Origin of the sequence: Hyphomicrobium sp., from assembly GCF_036780825.1 — a bacterium.
GTDB lineage: Bacteria > Pseudomonadota > Alphaproteobacteria > Rhizobiales > Hyphomicrobiaceae > Hyphomicrobium_C.
On record NZ_DAIQCD010000009.1, the window covers coordinates 91,193 to 110,542 of the forward strand.

General features: G+C 66.9%; 16 protein-coding genes. All 16 read left to right on the plus strand.

Going from position 1 to position 19,350, the window contains the following annotated elements:
• The first annotated feature begins 293 nt into the window (after positions 1-293).
• The 16 genes from V7P99_RS06315 (at position 294) to ftsZ (ending at position 19,009) form a co-directional block, all read left to right on the plus strand.
• A complete protein-coding gene (locus V7P99_RS06315; protein ID WP_333793945.1) occupies positions 294-818 on the plus strand; it encodes a hypothetical protein in 525 nt (174 codons plus the stop codon).
• A 13-nt stretch (positions 819-831) separates the two neighbouring features.
• Positions 832-1,161 carry a hypothetical protein gene (locus V7P99_RS06320; protein ID WP_333793946.1) on the plus strand — a complete coding sequence of 110 codons (330 nt, stop codon included), beginning with the start codon at positions 832-834 and terminating at the stop codon, positions 1,159-1,161.
• A 183-nt stretch (positions 1,162-1,344) separates the two neighbouring features.
• Positions 1,345-2,460, plus strand: a complete 1,116-nt coding sequence (locus V7P99_RS06325) for an imelysin family protein (protein WP_333793947.1) — start codon at positions 1,345-1,347, stop codon at positions 2,458-2,460.
• Entirely contained in the window at positions 2,450-3,562 is a 1,113-nt protein-coding gene (locus tag V7P99_RS06330; protein ID WP_333793948.1) for a DUF1513 domain-containing protein, read from the plus strand. The genes V7P99_RS06325 and V7P99_RS06330 overlap by 11 nt, the downstream gene beginning before the upstream one ends.
• A gap of 152 nt (positions 3,563-3,714) precedes the next feature.
• Complete coding sequence (locus V7P99_RS06335; RefSeq protein WP_333793949.1) at positions 3,715-5,166, plus strand: UDP-N-acetylmuramoyl-L-alanyl-D-glutamate--2,6-diaminopimelate ligase; 1,452 nt, start codon at positions 3,715-3,717, stop codon at positions 5,164-5,166.
• A gap of 45 nt (positions 5,167-5,211) precedes the next feature.
• A complete protein-coding gene (locus V7P99_RS06340; RefSeq protein ID WP_333793950.1) occupies positions 5,212-6,627 on the plus strand; it encodes a UDP-N-acetylmuramoylalanyl-D-glutamyl-2,6-diaminopimelate--D-alanyl-D-alanine ligase in 1,416 nt (471 codons plus the stop codon).
• A gap of 44 nt (positions 6,628-6,671) precedes the next feature.
• Entirely contained in the window at positions 6,672-7,754 is a 1,083-nt protein-coding gene (mraY, locus tag V7P99_RS06345; protein WP_333793951.1) for a phospho-N-acetylmuramoyl-pentapeptide-transferase, read from the plus strand.
• A 21-nt stretch (positions 7,755-7,775) separates the two neighbouring features.
• Complete coding sequence (gene murD, locus V7P99_RS06350; RefSeq protein WP_333793952.1) at positions 7,776-9,176, plus strand: UDP-N-acetylmuramoyl-L-alanine--D-glutamate ligase; 1,401 nt, start codon at positions 7,776-7,778, stop codon at positions 9,174-9,176.
• The gene (locus tag V7P99_RS06355; RefSeq protein WP_333793953.1) at positions 9,173-10,351 is read left to right on the plus strand and encodes an FtsW/RodA/SpoVE family cell cycle protein; all 1,179 of its coding nucleotides are present in this window, start codon (positions 9,173-9,175) and stop codon (positions 10,349-10,351) included. Before murD ends, V7P99_RS06355 begins: the two co-directional genes overlap by 4 nt.
• Positions 10,351-11,463, plus strand: coding sequence for an undecaprenyldiphospho-muramoylpentapeptide beta-N-acetylglucosaminyltransferase (gene murG / locus V7P99_RS06360; protein WP_333793954.1), 1,113 nt, complete (start codon positions 10,351-10,353; stop codon positions 11,461-11,463). Before V7P99_RS06355 ends, murG begins: the two co-directional genes overlap by 1 nt.
• Before the next feature lie 82 nt (positions 11,464-11,545).
• A complete protein-coding gene (gene murC / locus V7P99_RS06365; protein ID WP_333793955.1) occupies positions 11,546-12,985 on the plus strand; it encodes a UDP-N-acetylmuramate--L-alanine ligase in 1,440 nt (479 codons plus the stop codon).
• A gap of 52 nt (positions 12,986-13,037) precedes the next feature.
• Positions 13,038-14,003, plus strand: a complete 966-nt coding sequence (gene murB, locus V7P99_RS06370) for a UDP-N-acetylmuramate dehydrogenase (protein WP_333793956.1) — start codon at positions 13,038-13,040, stop codon at positions 14,001-14,003.
• Positions 14,000-14,956, plus strand: coding sequence for a D-alanine--D-alanine ligase (locus V7P99_RS06375; protein WP_333793957.1), 957 nt, complete (start codon positions 14,000-14,002; stop codon positions 14,954-14,956). The genes murB and V7P99_RS06375 overlap by 4 nt, the downstream gene beginning before the upstream one ends.
• Positions 14,923-15,897 carry a cell division protein FtsQ/DivIB gene (locus V7P99_RS06380; protein ID WP_333793958.1) on the plus strand — a complete coding sequence of 325 codons (975 nt, stop codon included), beginning with the start codon at positions 14,923-14,925 and terminating at the stop codon, positions 15,895-15,897. Before V7P99_RS06375 ends, V7P99_RS06380 begins: the two co-directional genes overlap by 34 nt.
• A gap of 14 nt (positions 15,898-15,911) precedes the next feature.
• Positions 15,912-17,174, plus strand: coding sequence for a cell division protein FtsA (ftsA, locus tag V7P99_RS06385; RefSeq protein ID WP_333793959.1), 1,263 nt, complete (start codon positions 15,912-15,914; stop codon positions 17,172-17,174).
• Positions 17,174-19,009, plus strand: a complete 1,836-nt coding sequence (gene ftsZ / locus V7P99_RS06390; RefSeq protein WP_333793960.1) for a cell division protein FtsZ — start codon at positions 17,174-17,176, stop codon at positions 19,007-19,009. Before ftsA ends, ftsZ begins: the two co-directional genes overlap by 1 nt.
• The last annotated feature ends 341 nt before the right edge of the window (positions 19,010-19,350 follow it).

Consider the following 19,350-nt stretch of genomic DNA (forward strand, 5'->3'; position numbering starts at 1 on the left):
CGATCAATCTTTACTTTGGAACTCTTCAAAACTAAAGTTTTGAATGATTCCAATCGTATAATGTGTCATCGGCACTCTTGACTCGTCGCCTCGAAAGAGCTTGCTTAAAGGCCAGCTGCTCGTTCGGAGCCGCTTAGTCTGAATCTCCTTTTCGGGGCCTTGAACCCCGATAATAGGAAGGTGACCGATGACGCTCGAATTACGCCCGATGTGGGTGGCGCACGCGTATTGCGTGCGCGATGAGACTTCCAGCAATCACAATTCGATCACCGGAACGACGTGGGAGGCGCGCGATGCGTAAAGCCAGCCTCCAGGCCTTGCGGCCGCGGCGCATGCCGGTGGATATCGCGTTTTCCGGGGTCCACGGGGCGGAGCGCCTCATCGGTCTCGGCTTCCGCTACTGGGTAGCCGGCTACAAGTCCGGCGATATCGATCGCTGGGAAGACGCGTGGCGCATCTATTCGGGTGCTCTTGGGCCGAATGCAGCCCGTACGGCGGTTTCTGAGCTGTCGGCCTGGGTGCGGGCGGTAAGCGCAGCGGCCCGCCGCGAAATCGAGGTTTGCCACGGCGACGGCGCGTGCTTCTGCCGGGACGAGAGCTTGGCGCTGTCGATGATCGCAGCCTGCCAGCACAACACTTGCCCGGCTATGCGGGCCTGCGCCTTCGCGCTGATCGAAAGCTCGCTGATCGACGAGGTGGTGCATCACGCCGAAACGTTTGCGGTGACGATGCGCGGCCTCGATCAGGTTCTTTCGCCGGGCCTCATCGTCAATGCGGCAGCCTACGCGGACGCGGCTCAGGCCGCGACGCGCCAGTAAGCGGGGGCGTTCCATGATTGTTTGCTCCTGCCAGCGGGTATCCGATTTCGACATTGAGCTTGCTCTTCTTGATATCCTGAACCAGCCGGAAGCTCCGATTCCAACTCCGGGCGTGGTCTATCGGTACATGCAGAAGCGCATGCAATGCTGCGGCTGCGCTCCGCTCGCCGTCGATACCATCTACGCCAAGCTCGTGGATCTCGAGGCACGCGGCCTTGTCTGTCCCTATCGCTGCCTCTCGACCCGCGAGCGTCTCGCGCGGATGCGGAATCAGCGGCGCAAGCATGCGGACGGGAAGTCGCTCGTTGCCGAAAACGAGAACGAGTTCGAGTTCACCGAATAGAGTGATCGGCGCGGTAAGCGCCGTCAGCCAGCGCCGCGCCGCTGTTGCCGCACAAGCTTTCATTGCGAGGTACGGCAAATGGCGGCGTCGCCCGGCAGTGCAAGGCGCGGAGGTCTCCGTGCGCTTGGTTTCGGTGGTACACGGCGTCGGGCGCACCGTCTCGCTTCCGAGGAACTTCGCCTGATGCCCACTCTGCTCCCGAGATCGCCTCTCGCGGTTCTCCTTGGCGTCTTCGTGCTGTCTTGCACGTGGGCTGTCTCCGCTCATGCGCTGCCTGAGCGCAAGAGCCACGGCACCATGGTGCTCGACGTCATCGATACGTTCATCATTCCGCGCGTCGAGGGGCTGGCGAACAACACGGCCGCGCTGGCTTCGGCAGTCGATGCCGTCTGCAGGCAGGGCGGAGACGTGGCGCGCAAGACGGCCACGGATGCGTTCGCAGCCACGGTCCGCAGTTGGGGCGGACTCGATTTCATTCGTTTCGGCCCCGCCATGCGCGAGCACCGTCTCGAGCGCATCCTGTTCTGGCCTGACCCGCGCGGCTTCGCATCCCGCCAGTTGAACCAGCTCCTGGCAGCGCGAAAGCCAGATCTGCTGGCGCCCGGCGGGCTCGCCCGACAGAGCGTGGCTGTGCAGGGACTGACTGCCCTTGAGATCCTGCTGTTCGATGAGAAAACGCCGCTCGGCACCGGCACGGACGACGCGGCCCGGTACCGCTGCGCACTCGCCGCAGCGGTTGCCGCCAACATCCATGGCGTTGCGAGCGAGATCCGCGGCGGCTGGTCGGGCGAGGACGGCTACCGCATGAAGATGCTCACGCCCGGCTCCGACAACGCACTTTATAAGGACTCATCCGAAACCGTGCGCGAGGTAGCGAAGGCGCTGGTGATGGGGCTCGAGCTGTGTCGCGACCGCTTCATCCTGCCGGAGCTGACCGCCGTCACCGCGAACCCGCCGCGCCGCGTGCGTCTCGTGTTCGAGGCCTCCGGCCTCACGGGCGCCTATCTCGAAGCGTCGCTGCGCGCCCTGAGGCAGTTGTTCGACGCCACCGGGCTCGACGCCTATATCCCCGCCGACAAGCCATGGATGGAGAGCTTCCTACCGACGTCCTGGAACAGCCTCTTCGCCGACGTCGCCCGCCTCGATGGGCTGCGCGCGAACGAGCGGGGATCGCCCGCCCACCTTCACGCGCTGCGCAAGATGCGCTTCGATCTCGGCGGCATTCGCAACATCGTCGTCAAAGAGCTGGCGCCTAACGCCGGCATCATGATGGGGTTCAACGAGCTCGATGGCGATTGACCGGCGCCAGTTTCTGGTCGGGTCGCTGGTGGCGCTCGGCGCCGCCCGCCACGCGTTCGCCTCCGAGGCAGCGAGCGGCAGGCGCGGTGCGGTGCCGCTTTACGCTTCAGGCGCGCGCCGTCCCGATGGAACGTATTCCGTTCTCGTGATCGCAGAAGACGGGCGCATCCTGCGCGAGATCCCATTGGAAGCGCGGGGCCATGACATCGCCTTCGACCGCGTCCGCCGCCAGGCTGTCATCTTCGCGCGCCGTCCGGGGTTCTTCGCCCTTGCCTTCGATGTCGACAGCCGCCGCGAGCCCCATGTGTTCTCGCCCGCGCCCGATCGCCACTTCTACGGCCATGGCGCCTTCGCGCCTGATGGCCGGCTGCTTTACGCAACGGAGCATGACGCCGCCACCGGCGAGGGCGTGATCGGCATCTACGATGCAACCGGCGGCTGGCGGCGGGTCGGCGAGTTCCCCTCCTATGGCATCGGCCCGCATGAAGCCATTCTGCTTTCCGACGGCAAGACGCTCGCGGTCGCCAACGGCGGCTTCGGTAACGATCCCGCAACGGGCCGCGAAAGCGTCGGCCTCGCCATGATGGAGCCGAACGTCGCCTTCATCGACTGTGCAACCGGCGAACTGCGCGCCCGACACGGCCTGCCGGCCGCGATCAATCTTCTCTCGGTGCGCCACCTCGTTGAGACGCCGGGCGGCGCAATCTGGTTCGGTACCCAGTGGCAGGGCAGCCTTGAGGAGTGTCCGGCCCTCGTCGGCCAGGTCGGGCTCGACCGTCCGATCGTACTTGCCGAGGATGCCGACCCGCTCGGCGTCGCGCTCAAGGGCTACATCGGCGCCGTGGCTGTGAGCGACGACGGTCGCCTGCTCGCGGCCTCCGCCCCACTTGCCGGCAAGGTCGTCTATCTCGACGCCGTCACGGGACTTGTTGTGCGCGAGGTCGGCATAAAGGACAGCTCGGGCGTGACGCCGGGCAGCCGCCGCTCGGAGTTCGCGATGAGCACGGGCGAGGGGCGGGTGCGCTTCGACGGGGAGGGCGCGCCGCCCCGCGAGATCGTCTTTTCCGGCGCCGAGTTCGACAATCATATCCGCCGCGTTTGACGGCGTGTTCCGGCAACCTTAGGCTCGCCCGGATTTTATTGTGTCGAAGCGCCTCGACTTCCGCGCTCCTGGTGCGTCCCCTTTATGATTCGTTTCCACTTCCCCAGAAGCTCTCTAAAAGCATCGGGATGCTGCACTCTGGCCGAGACGACATGCGCCTTTCCTCGCTGACTGACGCTCACATTGCCGCCATTCCCGCAGGCGCTGAAGCGCTCGAGATTGCGTGCATCACCGCCGATAGCCGCGCAGCCGCGCCGGGTGCCCTTTTCGTCGCCCTCGCAGGCAGCAAGGCGGACGGAGCGGCCTTCATTGCTGACGCTGTCGCAAAGGGCGCCGTCGCGGTGCTTGTGGCGGACACGGCAGAGGTGCCCGCCGGTCTCGCCGTTCCCGTGCTCCGCGCCGCCGAGCCCCGGCGCGCCCTGGCGCTGATGGCGGCGCGCCTTTACGGAGTCCAGCCGGAGATCGCCGTCGCCATCACCGGCACGAGCGGCAAGACCTCGGTTGCGGAATTCACCCGCCAGCTCTTCGCGGCGGCTGGCCATCGCGCCGCGTCTCTCGGCACCATCGGCGTTGTGAAGCCGGACGGCGCCGTCTATGGCTCGCTGACCACGCCCGATCCCGTAACGCTGCACGAGACTTTGGCTGCCCTCGCCGGCGAGGGCATCACGCGTCTCGCTTTCGAAGCTTCGTCCCATGGGCTTGACCAGTACCGCCTCGACGGCGTGCGGATCGCGGCCGCCGCCTTCACCAATCTCGGCCGCGACCATCTCGACTATCACCCGACGAAGGAGGCCTATCTCGCCGCCAAGCTGAGGCTGTTCGAGGAGTTGCTGCCTGCCGGCGCACCGGCTGTCGTCAATATGGATGACCCGCGTGCCGCCGACGTCGCCGCCATAGCGAGACGGCGTGGTTTGCCGCTCATCAGCGTCGGTGCCGTGGGCGAGACCGTGCGCCTCGTCCGTCTCGCGCGCGAGGGTTTCGCGCAGGCGCTCACGATTGCTCACGCCGGGCGCACCTATGATGTCCGCCTGCCGCTAATCGGTGCGTACCAGGCCGCCAACGCACTCGTCGCCGTGGGCCTCACGCTCGCCGTTGGCGAGGATCCGTCCGTCGTTATCCCCGCGCTTGCGCACGTGAGCGGCGTCAAGGGACGCCTCGAGATCGCCGGCGAGCGGAATGGCAGCCTCGCCGTGGTGGATTACGCTCATAAGCCCGAGGCACTCGAAGCCGCGCTCGAAGGCGTGCGCCCGTTCGCGACCGGGCGCGTGATCTGTGTTTTCGGCTGCGGCGGAGACCGCGACCGCGGCAAGCGCCCGCTGATGGGCGCCATCGCCGCCGCCCGGGCCGACGTCGTCATCGTCACCGACGACAATCCGCGCAGCGAGGAGCCCGCCGCCATCCGTAGAGAGATCCTGGCCGCCGCTCCGGGCGCCACCGAGATCGGCGATCGGGGTGAGGCGATCGGCGCCGCTGTTCGCATGATGCAGCCGGGAGATGTGGTATTGGTCGCCGGCAAGGGCCATGAAACCGGCCAGATCGTAGGTCAGACGGTGAGACCCTTCTCGGACCACGAGTGCCTGCGCGACGCATTGCGATCTCCCTGAGCATATCCCAGCAAGAGGGCGTCTCACGGGACGCGCACCGATCCGATGTCGATAGCTCCCCTGTGGACGTTTGAAGACCTCGCCCACGCGGCCGGAGGGCACGTGGAAGGCGATGCGGGACGACCTGTCACCGGTCTCTCGATCGATACGCGCACGCTCGCGCCGGGCGACCTTTTCGTGGCTCTCAAAGACCAGCGGGACGGCCACGCCTTCGTCGGGAGCGCATTCGCAACGGGCGCCTCCGCCGCCCTCGTCGCCGAAGAGTACGCCACGCAGCCCGGCGACGGCCCGCTGATCCGCGTCCGTGACACGCTTGCGGCTTTGGAGGCAATCGGACGCGCCGCCCGCGCACGCCTCGCGCCCGAAGCCCGCGTCATCGCCGTCACCGGCAGCGCCGGAAAGACCGGCACCAAGGAGATGCTGCGCGCGGCGTTCGCCCGCATCGGCCCGACACACGCGGCCGACAAGTCCTTCAACAACCATTGGGGCGTTCCGTTGACGCTGGCCCGCATGCCCGCGGACACGCGCTTCGGCGTGTTCGAGATCGGCATGAACCACGCGGGCGAGATCACGCCCCTCGTGAGACTGGTCCGCCCGCACGTTGCCATCGTCACGACGGTGGAGCCGGTGCACCTCGCCCAGTTTCCCGACGTCGAGGCCATCGCCGAGGCAAAAGCCGAAATCTTCGCGGGGCTGGAGCCCGGCGGCACGGCGATCGTCAACCGGGACAATGCCTATTTCGAAATTCTGCGCCGTCATGCCGAGGCGGCCGGCGCGCACATCGTCACGTTCGGCCAGGATCCGCGCGCTGACGTGCGGCCGAAGGCGCTCGAGCTATCCTCCGAGGGCAGCGTCATGGAGGTCGCTATCGGCGGCCGCGAGGTTCACATTCGCGTTGCCGTGCCGGGCATCCATATTGCGCGCAATGCGCTCGCCGTGGCCGCGGCCATCGAAGCCGCGGGCGCCGACCTGGAGGACGCGCTGCCGGCCCTGGCCGCGCTGCCGCCGCCCCCAGGACGTGGCTCGCGCGTTGCGCTTTCCGTGGCAGGCGGCCGCGTCCTGCTGATCGATGAGAGCTACAACGCGAATCCCGCCTCTATGCGCGCCGCCCTCGGCGTGCTCGGAACCGTACCGCGGACGGCGTACCGGCGGCGCATTGCCGTTCTCGGCGACATGCTGGAGCTCGGCGAGCGGGAACGGTCGCACCATGTCGCGCTCAAGGAAGCAGTTGACGCTGCAGGCACGGATCTGGTCTTTGCCTGCGGATCGAACATGGCGCATCTTTTCGCAGAGCTGGAGCCTCATAGACAGGGCGCCTGGACGCAAACGGCCGAGGAGCTGGTTGAACGGCTTGTCCCGATCGTTGCTCCGGGGGATGTGCTGATGGTCAAGGGATCGAATGGCAGCCGCATGGGACCGCTGGTCGAGACCCTGCGGCTGAAACTGGGCGCTGGAGAGTAGGATGAGCCGCGTGGGGGGCCTCGGACACGAGGGGGAGGGAAGGCATGCTGTATGAGCTCGTGAGCTTCAGCGATCAGATCGGCATCTTGAACGTCTTCCGCTACATTACCTTCCGCACCGGCGGAGCGATCTTCACGGCGCTTCTTTTCGTGCTGCTCTTCGGGCCCGGCATTATCGATCTCTTGCGCCTGAAGCAGGGCAAGGGCCAGCCGATCCGTGAGGATGGGCCCCAGTCTCATTTCTCGAAGAAGGGCACGCCGACCATGGGCGGGCTCATGATCCTCGCCAGCGTGACGGTGGCGACGCTGCTCTGGTCGGATCTGTCCAACGCCTATGTGTGGGTCGTGCTTCTGGTGACGCTCGCCTACGGCAGCATCGGCTTTTATGACGACTTCCTGAAGATCACGAAGCAGCAGTCGGACGGCTTTGGCGGCAAGGCGCGTCTCGCGCTCGAGTTGATTGTGGCGGCGGTGGCCGTCCACGTCATCATGGATCTCTCAACGCCGGATCTCGCCGGCAAGCTGGCGCTGCCATTCTTCAAATCGGTGCTGCTCGATCTCGGGGCGCTCTATGTGATCGTCGGCATGTTCGTCATCGTCGGCGCCGGCAACGCCGTGAACCTCACCGACGGCCTCGATGGCCTGGCCATCGTGCCGGTGATGATCGCCGCCGCCACATTCGGCCTCATCGCCTACCTGATCGGCAACGTGAAGTTCGCGGGCTATCTCCAGATTCACCACGTCGCCGGCACGGGCGAGCTGGCGGTCATCTGCGGGGCGCTCATCGGCGCCGGCCTGGGCTTCCTCTGGTTCAACGCTCCGCCCGCCATGATCTTCATGGGCGATACCGGCTCGCTGGCCCTCGGTGGCGCGCTGGGCGCCATCGCCGTCGCGACCAAGCATGAGATCGTGCTCGCCATCGTCGGCGGCCTGTTCGTCCTCGAGACGCTCTCCGTGATCATCCAGGTCGCGTCCTTCAAGCTTACCGGCAAGCGTGTGTTCCGCATGGCGCCGCTGCACCACCACTACGAGCAGAAAGGCTGGCGGGAGAGCACGGTCGTCGTGCGCTTCTGGATCATCGCCGTGATCCTGGCCCTGATCGGGCTCGCCACTCTGAAGCTGCGCTGATCTGCGATACGCTTGGGTCCCATGATTCGCGTGACGAGTTTCAAGGAGAGGTCGGTCGCGGTCTTCGGGCTGGGTGCGTCGGGGCTTGCCGCCGTGCGCGCGCTTGAGGCGGGCGGCGCCCACGTCGCCGCCTGGGACGACAGCGAACCAGGCCGCGCCGCCGCCGCTGATGCCGGCGCGCCGCTCGTCGATCTCCGGGCCGCCGACTGGTCGGGCTTCGCTGCGCTCGTGCTGACGCCCGGCGTACCCCTGACGCATCCCGAGCCGCACTGGACGGTTTTGAAAGCCCAGGCGACCGGCGTCGAGATCATCGGCGACATCGAGCTGTTCTTCCGGGAGCGCGCGGCAACTTTCCCCGAAGCTCCGGTCATCGCCATCACCGGCACCAACGGCAAGTCGACGACCACGGCGCTTGTCGCGCATCTCCTGCGAGAGCTCGGCAACGACGTCCAGATGGGCGGCAACATCGGCCAGGCCGTCTTGACGCTCGAGCCGCCGGCCGAGACCCGCATCCATGTGCTCGAGCTGTCGAGCTTCCAGATTGATCTTGCCCCCGGCGCTACGCCGACCGTCGCCGTGCTGCTCAACATTACGCCCGACCACATCGATCGCCACGGCACCATCGAGCACTATGCCGCCGTGAAGCGCCGTCTCGTGGAGCGTGCGCAGGAGACGGCGGTGATCGGCATCGACGACGCGTGGTGCGCCGCGGTATCGGACGCGCTTCTGGCGCGCGGCCGCCCAAACGTGCGCCGCATCTCCGTGCGCGCGCCGCTTGCGGACGGCATCACCGCGCGTGACGGAAAGCTGTACGAGAACGGGGCGCTGCGCGCGAGCCTCGAGGGCATCGCCACCCTGCGCGGCAGGCACAACTGGCAGAACGCCGCCGCGGCCCTCGCGGCGGTCGAAGCGCTTCCCGAGCGGTTCCGCACATCTGGGAACCTGGAGGCCGCGTTCCGCAGCTTCCCTGGCCTTCCGCATCGACTCGAGGTCGTGCGCCGCATCGGCTCCGTCGATTTCATCAACGACAGCAAGGCCACCAACGCGGATTCGAGCGAGAAGGCGCTCGCGTCCTTTGCGAGCGGGATCCACTGGATCCTCGGAGGAAAACCGAAGGCTGGCGGCATCACGACGCTCACGCCCTATTTCCCACGCGTCGAAAAGGCGTATCTGATTGGGGAGGCGGCGGATCAGTTCGCGGCTAGCCTCGGCGGGTCGGTTCCTTACGAGCGCTGCGGCACGCTCGATGTCGCCGTCCGCCGCGCCGCCGCCGATGCCCTTGCAGAGAATGGCGGCGAGGAACGCATCGTCCTCCTCTCGCCGGCCTGCGCCTCCTACGATCAGTTCCCGAACTTCGAGGTGCGCGGTGACGCCTTCAAGGCGCTCGTCGCCGCTCTCGCTGCGGAGAAGGAGGGCGCATGAAATTCTCCCGCGCCGATCGCAGCCGCCTCGCCGAATGGTGGTTCACCGTCGATCACGTGCTGCTTTACGCCATCCTCATCGTCGTTGCGGCCGGCATCGTCCTGTCCTTGGCGGCCAGCCCGGCCGTGGCGTTGAAGAAAGGCTTGCCCGCGTATTATTTCGTCGAGCGCCACGTCGTCTTCTCCCTCCTCGGCGTGATGCTCATGCTTGCCGTGTCGCTGTTGGAGCCGCCGTTCGTGCGCCGCCTGTCGCTCGTGATCTTGACGGCGGCGATGGCCGGGCTCGTCGCCGTCTACTTCGTCGGTGAGGAGCTGAACGGTGCCCGGCGCTGGCTGTCCATCGAAGGTCATTCCATCCAGCCTTCGGAGTTCGCCAAGCCGGCCTTCGTCGTGGTGTCCGCTTGGCTACTGGCGGAGCAGCGCCGCCGGCCGGACATGCCGGCTTTGCCATTCGCCTTCTTCCTCTTTGCGCTTCTCGCGGGCCTTCTCGTCGTTCAGCCCGACATCGGCCAAACGCTGCTGATCGCCGCGGTGTGGATCGCGATGCTGTTCGTCTCCGGCGTCATGATCCGCAGCGCGGCGGTAGCCTTATTGCTCGGCGGGGTCGGCCTTTATGGAGCCTATCTCTATTTCCCCCACGTCACGCAGCGCATCGATCGCTTCTTCAATCCTCAGAGCGGCGACTTCAGCCAGGGGGACCGCGCCATCCGCTCCTTCGTCGAGGGCGGATTTTTCGGCCGCGGCCCCGGCGAAGGTACCATCAAGACCTCGCTGCCCGACGCCCATACGGATTACATCTTCGCCGTCGTCGCTGAGGAATACGGCGCCATCGCCTGCCTCGCTCTTTTGGCGCTGTTTGCCTTCATCGTCGTGCGGGCTTTGAACCACGCCGAGGGTGAGCCGGAGGCCGCGACGCGTCTCGGTATCGTGGGGCTCGCCCTGATGTTCGGCTTTCAAGCGCTGATCAACATGGGCGTCAACGTTGGCCTCCTGCCAGCCAAGGGCATGACGCTGCCATTCCTCTCCGCGGGCGGCTCGTCCATGCTTGCGATCTCGCTGACGCTGGGCATGCTGCTCGCGCTGACGCGCCGCCGTGCCGATGCCGATCGGCTGAAAAAGCCTCCTTTGATGCCGAGTCTGCCCAGTCTTGGAGCCCGCCGTGAGACGCGAATGTGATGCGTGAGCCGCTTTCCATCATGCTTGCTGCCGGCGGCACCGGCGGCCATCTGTTCCCCGCCTTCGCACTCGCGGAAGAGCTTGGCCGCCGCGGTCATGCGGTCGATCTCGTGACAGATATGCGCGGCGACCGCTACGGCACCGGCTTTCCGGCGCGCGAGGTGCACCAGGTCCCGGCCGCCACGCCGGGCAGCAAGAAAAATCCCGTCGCTCTCGGGCGCGCGGCGGTCACTCTGGCTCGTGGCGTGCTGGGCGCGCGGAAGCTGCTCCGCACCCTCAGACCGGCTGTCGTCATCGGATTCGGCGGATATCCGACCCTACCTCCGCTGATCGCCGCCCGCCTGCTGGGCATCCCTTTCGTCATTCATGAGCAGAATGCGGTGCTGGGCCGCGCCAACCGCGCGCTCGCCAGCCGCGCCGCCGCCATCGCGGCCTCGTTCCGCAAGACCAAAGGGCTGGACGGTGGACTGGCGGACAAAACCCGTTTCACCGGCAATCCGATCCGCGACGCGGTCATCGACGCCGCAAAAAGCCCGTACCCGCAGATTGCTGCCGGGGGCCCGCTGCGCCTCCTCGTGTTCGGAGGCAGCCAGGGCGCGCGCTTTTTCTCCGATGCGGTGCCGCCCGCACTGGCCCTTCTGCCGCAATCGCTCCGCGGTCGCCTAAAGCTCGTGCAGCAGGCCCGGCCGGAAGACGTCGATCGGGTTCGGTCCGCCTTCGCCGCCGCCGGGATCGACGCCGAGATTGCTCCGTTCTTCAAGGATTTGCCGCGTATCATGGCCGAAAGCCACCTCATCATCGGCCGGGCGGGCGCCTCATCGGTGGCGGAACTGGCGGTCATCGGCCGCCCGTCGATCCTCGTACCTTTGCCGCATTCTCTCGACAGTGATCAGCTCGAAAATGCGACCAGCCTTGCCGAATCGGGGGGGAGTTGGTGTATCGAGCAAAAGGACCTCACTCCGGCGCACCTTGCGAAGGAGCTGGAGCGCCTGTTCGATCACCCGGAGCGGCTCACCGCGGCGGCGGCGGGCGCGAAGGCTCAGGGCCAGTCGGGCGCTGTGGCCCTGCTTGCCGATCTCGTCGAGGAGGTGTCTGGAAGGACGCGCGCGTAGGGTCGTACGGATGGCAGGAGCCGACGTGATGGCGAAGGCCCGCCGCAGGGCCGCACGCCGGCAGGCATAGGAAAAGTTACGCATGCAGATGCCCCGCGACATCGGGCCGTTCCACATCATCGGCATTGGCGGCATCGGCATGAGCGCCATCGCCGAAATTCTCCTCGCCAAGGGATATAGCGTCCAGGGCAGTGACCAGAAGGACAGCGCCAACGTGCGCCGCCTGCGCGCCAAGGGCGTGCGCGTGTTTATCGGCCACGACGCGGTGAACCTGGTTGGCGCCCGCCAGGTCGTGATCTCCACGGCGGTGAAGCCGACCAACCCCGAACTGGAGGCAGCCCGCGCGAAGGGCCTCCCCATCATCCGCCGCGCCGAAATGCTGGCCGAGCTGATGCGCCTCTATGCGACGGTCTCGGTGACGGGCACCCATGGCAAGACGACGACGACATCGCTGATCAGCACCATCTTCGAGACCGCCAATCTCGACCCGACCGTCATCACCGGCGGTATCGTCAACGCCTGGGGCTCGAACGCACGCCTCGGCCACGGCCGCTGGATGATTGTCGAGGCCGACGAGAGCGACGGCACCTTCACGCGCCTTCCGACGGAGATCGGCGTCGTCACCAACATCGACCCCGAGCACCTCGACTATTTCGGCTCGGTGGACGCCATGCACCGGGAATACGAGGCGTTCTTCCGCAACATTCCGTTCTACGGCCTCGCCGTCACATGCATTGACCATCCCGTCGCGCGCGAGATGGTGGGCCGTCTCGGTCTTCGCCGTGATGGCCGGCCGCTCCTCACCTACGGCACGCGCGAGGGCGCGGACCTCTTGCTGCGCAACGTGGTGAGCGATGGCCATTCGATCCTGATCGACGCCGATCTCAGCCGGCGCGTGGCGGGCGGGGCGCGCGCCGTGCGCGGCTGGCGTGTGCCGATGCCGGGCCGGCACAACGCGCTGAACGCGCTCGCCGCGATCGCGGCGGCGGCCGAAGCCGGCATCCCGGATGACGTCATCCGCGCGGGGCTTGCTGCGTTCTCCGGCGTGAAGCGCCGCTTCCAGCTCACGGGAACCTGGAACGGCGTCGAGATCTACGATGATTACGGCCATCATCCGACTGAGATCGCAGCCGTTCTCGAAGCAGCCCGTGCCGGCGCGCAGGGCCGCATGCTCGCCGTCGTCGAGCCGCACCGGTACTCGCGCGTGCGCGATCTGTTCCATGAATTTTCGACCTGCTTTCACGTGGCCGACAGCGTCGTCGTGGCACCGCTCTACAGCGCGGGCGAAGCGCCGATCGAAGGCATCGATTCACGGACGCTGGCTGAAGGGATCCGCGCTGCGGGCCAGGCTGCGGTCGCCACCATCGCCGATCCGCGCGAGCTGGTGTCTCTGATTCGCCGCCATTGTCGTCCGGGCGACATGGTGATCGTGCTGGGCGCCGGCAATTCGACGGAGTGGGCCTATGCCCTTCCCGATTGGCTCACCGCCGCCGAGCCGATCCGCGCCGGAGGCGCCCTGTGACCCTCGCCGAAAAATCCCTCTCTCCCTCGTGGGGAGGGGCTAGGGGCATTCCATGACGTTCGCTGACATCACCGCTGACTTGCGTGAGCGCATGCCGGATCTGCGCGGCCGGCTGTCTGCCAATGTATCGCTGGCCGACATCACCTGGTTCCGCGTCGGGGGCCCAGCCGAGGTGCTGTTCACGCCTGCGGACGAGGCCGATCTCGCTTATTTTCTCAAACACAAGCCGAAGGATTTGCCGGTCTTCGTCCTCGGCCTCGGCTCGAACCTGCTCGTCCGCGACGGCGGTGTGCCGGGCGCCATCATCCGGCTCGGACGCGGCTTTGCTGACGTCAAGGCCGAGCCCGGCCACCGCCTCCGCGCCGGCACCGCCGTGCCCGACGTGAAAGTCGCCCGCGCCGCGGCCGATGCCGGCATCGCGGGGCTCGCCTTCTATCGTGGCATCCCGGGCTCCATCGGCGGCGCCCTGCGCATGAACGCTGGCGCCCACGGTTCCGAGACGAAGGACGTCCTCGTCGAGGCGCGCGCCGTCGATCCGCAAGGCAACGTTCACGTGTTGTCGCTCGCGGATATGGGCTTTGCCTATCGCCACAGCGCCGTGCCGCGCGACTGGATCTTCACGGAAGCGCTCTTCGAAGGCACGCCCGGCGATCCCAAGGAGATCGTCCGCGCCATGGACGAGGTTGCCGATTACCGTGAGCAGAACCAGCCGATCAAGGAGCGCACCGGCGGCTCCACATTCAAGAACCCGCCGGGCGAGAGCGCGTGGCGGCTGATCGACGCCGCCGGCTGCCGCGGATTGCGCGTTGGCGGCGCCATGGTTTCGGAGAAGCACTGCAACTTCCTGATCAACGATCAGGGCGCCACCGGCGAGGACATCGAGCGTCTGGGCGAGACGGTGCGCGCGCGTGTTCGAGAAAGCACGGGCGTGTCGCTCGATTGGGAGATCATCCGGCTCGGCCGTCCCGTGGACGGGCGTCCCGTGGGCGAGGCGTTGGCAGAGGCGATGGGATCATGACGGGGAAACTCGGCGGAGCGCCGAAGCGCACGTTCGCGCATGTAGCGGTGCTGATGGGGGGCCTGTCGGCGGAGCGCAGCGTCAGCCTCAACTCGGGCGAGGCCGTTGCCACGGCTCTCGAAGGAGAGGGTTACCGCGTCACGCGTCTCGACGTCGGCCGCGATATCGCGGCACGCCTTGCCGAGGTGCGCCCCGATGTCTGCTTCAACGCGCTGCACGGCCGCTTCGGAGAGGATGGCTGCATTCAGGGCATCCTCGAGACGATGGCCATCCCCTATACGCATTCAGGTGTTTTATCGTCGGCGCTCGCCATGAATAAGGCCCACGCGAAGACGGTCATGCGCTCGATGGGCGTCCCCGTCGCCCAAGATATCCTTGCGACGCGCGAGGAAGCGGCCTCGGAGCACCTGCTCGAGCCACCTTATGTAGTGAAGCCCGTTGATGAAGGATCGAGCGTCGGCGTCGTCATCGTCCGCCAAGGATCAAACGACACCTCACGGCTCATTCGCGAGGGCGGTCCGGCCGACCAGATCGTCATGGTGGAGCGCTTCATCCCCGGCCGCGAACTCACCTGCGCCGTCATTGGCGACGTCGTGACGGACGTGATCGAGATCGTGCCCGAGAGGGGCCTCGCCTTCTACGACTTCGAAGCCAAGTACGCTCCGGGCGGCTCGCGCCATGAGCTGCCGGCACAACTTTTACCGGATATTTACCAATTGGTCCGGAAATACACATTGGCGGCCCACGCGTCGCTCGGCTGTCGTGGTGTGTCGCGCGCGGACTTCCGGCTCGACGACGCGAGAGGGGAAGCCGGCGAGCTGATCTGCCTAGAAGTGAACACACAGCCGGGCATGACCGGAACGTCGCTGGTTCCCGAGCTGGCGGCGTACGCAGGCTGGTCGTTCGGCGAGCTTGCGCGATGGATCGTCGAGGACGCGAGTTGTTCGAGGTAGGCCACAGCCGGACCACGCGACGCGAGGCGCATGAGGCGGCCCCGCATGCCCCTGATCGTATCCAGATATTCGAGCGCCCGCCCGCCGCCGCAAGGCGGCCCGTCGGTCCGTCGTCCTTTACTCCGCCGTCTCAGGCTGGTGCCCAGCCGCAAGCTTTGCGCCGCCGCCTCGGCGCATGGCGCCCGCGCCGCTCACGCCTTCTCGTTGCCGCGGTCGTTCTCGGGCTGGCTTTCGGCGCGATGGAGGAGGCGGCCCGCAGCGCTGGATACATGCCCGACATGGGGCGGCTCGCCCAACGTCTCGGCTTCGGCATAGACCAGGTGGCGCTCGAAGGGCATCGCTTCAGCTCCGATCGCGAGGTGTTCGACGCGCTCGACCTCGCCAACGTGCGCACGTTTGCCGCCCTCGACAGTGCCGCCGTGAAGGCGCGCATCGAGCGTCTGCCCTGGATCGACACGGCAGAGCTCACGCGTGTGTTCCCTGGTCGCCTCGAGATCCGGGTGACGGAGCGCAAGCCGTACGCACTCTGGACGCGCGCCGATCAGCTCTATCTGATCGACAAGACCGGCCGTGTGCTGGCATCTGTCGGCGGCGAGACGCTTCCGGACTTGCCGCGCTTTGCCGGCGAGGGAGCCGCCGCCGGCGCCGCGTCTTTGATGGAGATGGTCGCGCGCTACCCTGACGTCGCCCGCCGCCTTGCCGAGGCCGAGCGCATTTCCGAGCGGCGCTGGCGGCTGAAGCTCGACAATGCCAGCACGATCGAGCTGCCAGCAGACGGTGAGGTCGGCGCGCTGGAAGAGCTTATGCGCAGCGAGAGGCTCTTGGGCCTCGTCGCTGCCGGTCACACGACGCTTGATTTCCGTGGGCCCGGCCGCGTGGCGGTTCGCTCCGAGCCTGCCCCCGCCAGCACGGCTTCTGCCTCGCAACATCCCGAATCGTGAAGGACACTCCGGGGATGGGACGAGAGAGAGCCAAGCGGCGGATGAGCGGAGCGAGGCGGGTGACCGGCGTGCTCGATATCGGCACGAGCAAGATCGCCTGCCTGATCGCGGCGCTCGAGCCTTCGGGCGTGCGCGTCCTCGGTGTTGGCCATCAGCGTGCCGAGGGCGTCAAAGGCGGGGTCGTCATCGATCTGGACCTTGCCGAGCAGGCGGCTCGCGCCGCCGTCGCCGAGGCCGAGCGCATGGCCGGCATCGAACTCAGTGAGGTCCATGTCGCCGTCTCCTGCGGGCGCCTGAGATCGCATAACTTTTCAGCCCGTGCCGACATCGCGAGCGGCGTCGTCGGAGAAGCGGATATCCGCCGCCTGATGACGGCTGGTCAGGCTTATGTCGAGAAGGGCGGGCGCACGCTCGTCCATATGAACGAGGTGGCGCTGCGCCTCGACGGCACTCCGGGCTCGCGCGATCCCCGTGGCATGGCGGCGCGCGAGCTGGGGTTCGACCTGCACGCGGTCACCGCCGACGAGGCGCCGCTCCGCAACTTGCTGATGGCCGTTGGCCGCTGCTACCTGGAGGTCGCGAGCCATCGGCCGACGCCCTACGCCAGTGCGCTCGCCGTCGCCACCGAGGATGAACGCCGTCTCGGCGTCACGGTCGTCGACATCGGCGCCGGCACCACGAGCCTCGCCATGTTTGCCGAGGACCGCTTCCTCTACGCCTGCGCTGCGCCCATGGGCGGCACGCAGATCACCTTCGACATCGCACGGGCGTTGCATACGCCTCTTGCAGAAGCCGAGCGAATCAAAGTGCTTTATGGCACAGTGGTCTGCGCTCCGTCTGATGAGCACGATGCCTTCGCGTATCCGCCCGCCGGCGACGACGACGGCATCCTGTTTCATATGACGAAGGCCGAGCTTGCCGAAGTGGTCCGGCCGCGTGTCACGGCCATCGGCCATTACATTCGGCAGCGTTTGGAGGAGAGCGAGATGACGGCCTATGCCGGCCGAAGCCTCGTGATCACGGGCGGCACGAGCCAGTTGACCGGCTTGGCCGAGTTCATGACGGCCGAGCTGGGGCGGCCGGTGCGCGTATCAGGTCCGCAGGCGCTCCAGGGATTGCCGCCTGCCTTATCGAGTGCCGCGTTCTCGACCGTCGTCGGGCTCGTTGTTGCGGAGACGCAGGAAGAGACCGGCAGGCGGATCTACCGCAGCCGTGATGCCGCCGAGACGGAAAGCTATCTGAAGCGGGTCGGCTCCTGGCTGCGAGAAGGATTCTGATGAGCATGCCCGGCATGAAGCCGGAGCAGTGCGAGATGCCGGGGAGCTGCGCTGCAGAGCTGCCTCCCCCGCGAACGGGGGCGAAATTGAGCACGGGTCAGTTGCAGGCGATTCCGGACCTCTCTCCGAAACTCACCGTGATCGGCGTCGGCGGCGCCGGCTGCAACGCTGTCAACAACATGATCGCCACCGGCCTGGCCGGGGTCGATTTCATCGTTGCCAACACCGACGCCCAGGCATTGTCCGCGGCTGCGACGGATGCGCGGATCCAGCTCGGAGCCGAGCTGACGGAAGGGCTCGGCGCCGGCTCCCGTCCCGAGATCGGCGAGGCCGCCGCCGAGGAGGCCATCGAGGACATCCGGAACCACATCAAGGGCTCGCACATGGTCTTCATCGCCGCCGGCATGGGCGGCGGTACGGGGACCGGTGCCGCGTCGGTCATTGCCCGCATTGCGCGCGAACTCGGCATCTTGACCGTCGGCGTGGTAACGAAGCCGTTCCTGTTCGAGGGCGCGCGCCGCATGCGGATTGCCGAGGCGGGTGTGGCGGAGTTACGCGACTTCGTCGATACGCTGATCGTCATTCCGAATCAGAATCTGTTCCGTATCGCGAGCGAGAAGACGACCTTCTCCGAGGCCTTCGTGATGGCCGACCAAGTGCTCTATTCCGGTGTCGCCTGCATCGTCGATCTCATCCTCAAGGAAGGCCTGATCAATCTCGACTTCGCCGACGTGCGCACCGTGATGACCGGCATGGGCACCGCCATGATGGGCACGGGAGAGGCCTCGGGCGAGCGCCGCGCGACCGTCGCCGCCGAGGAAGCGATCTCGAACCCGCTGCTCGATGAGGTTTCGCTGCGCGGCGCCAAGGGGCTTCTTCTCTCGATCACGGGAGGTCCGGATCTCACGCTCTATGAGGTGGACGAGGCGGCGAGCCGCGTGCGCATGGAGGTCGATCCGGAGGCCAACATCATCGTCGGCGCCACCTACGATGCGTCTCTCGGCGATCGCATCCGGGTTTCGATCGTGGCCTCTGGCATGAGTCGGGACGGAGAGGCCGAGCGCGCCCCGCCGGCTCCGGCCGAGGATTGGATGCGCGGCCGGAGTTCCGGCGCCGCCTCGCCTCCGGCCAGTGCAGAGGATCACGCCCGCATCGCCTATTCCGATCCGCGCGAGCACCGCAGCGGTGCCCATGATCTTCAGCAGCGCCTGTCCGAAGCGCTTCAAGGCGCCTTGCCCGCCGGCTCGCCGGCCCGTCCGGGTGCGCGCGAGCGCCCCACCTCCCATGAAAGTGCCTATTCCCCGCGGGACGGTGAGGCCTGGAGAGGGCCTGGAAACGTCATGATCGAGGAAGGTCCGCCGCAACTCCCAGCTGCAACGCCGCCGCCGCTCCCGCGGGCGGCCCATCCGGCAGCCTACGATGAAGCCGCTGCCTTCGCGCCCCAGCCGCCCGCCGAAATCCGCCGCGGCGCGCCGCAGCGGATGCCGGAGCCCGAGGCTTATCATCCGCAGGCCGCGGCGCACCCGCACGGCTATCGGGCGGAGGCAGGCGCCTACCGTGAAACGGAAGGTCACCAAGCGCTTCATCGGCCGCACGAGGAGCCGCGGAGGCGGGCCGGCCTATTCGAGCGAATCGCAGAGCGTGTGCGCAGCGCCGCCGATTCGGGAGGCCGCATCCTTGAGTCGGGCGCTCCGTATGCCCCCGATCGCCAGCCGCACGCGGCACCCGATCACGATCGCAGCAGCGAGCAGCATTATTCGCACACCGCCGATCCGCGTACGTATAAAAATCAAGATCCTGAGATTCCGGTGTTTTTCAAGGAAAGGCGCAAATAGCGCCTCCCTGGGAATGAGGGCTTCGGAGACGTCTTTTCCCCTGCGCCGGATACGTAACAGAACGTAAGAAAGCGTGATTTGTCCCGCAGCGGGACGGGGGCTATCGTTTCTTAACAACGACGGGTTCGCACTAATCAACCGCTTCACCCACCTGCCCATTCGCCTCCGGGCGAGAGCCAACCGTAAGCGTGAGCCGGGCAGTTTCAAGACGGGGACGGAGTGAGCGGCATGCGGACCACCGGGGTGGGGTGGCAAGCCGTCCGAGGGGGCGGGAAGCCAGACGGCATCGAGGGACGGCGCAGCATGTCGAATCGATTCATTGGCGCGCGACAGACGACGAT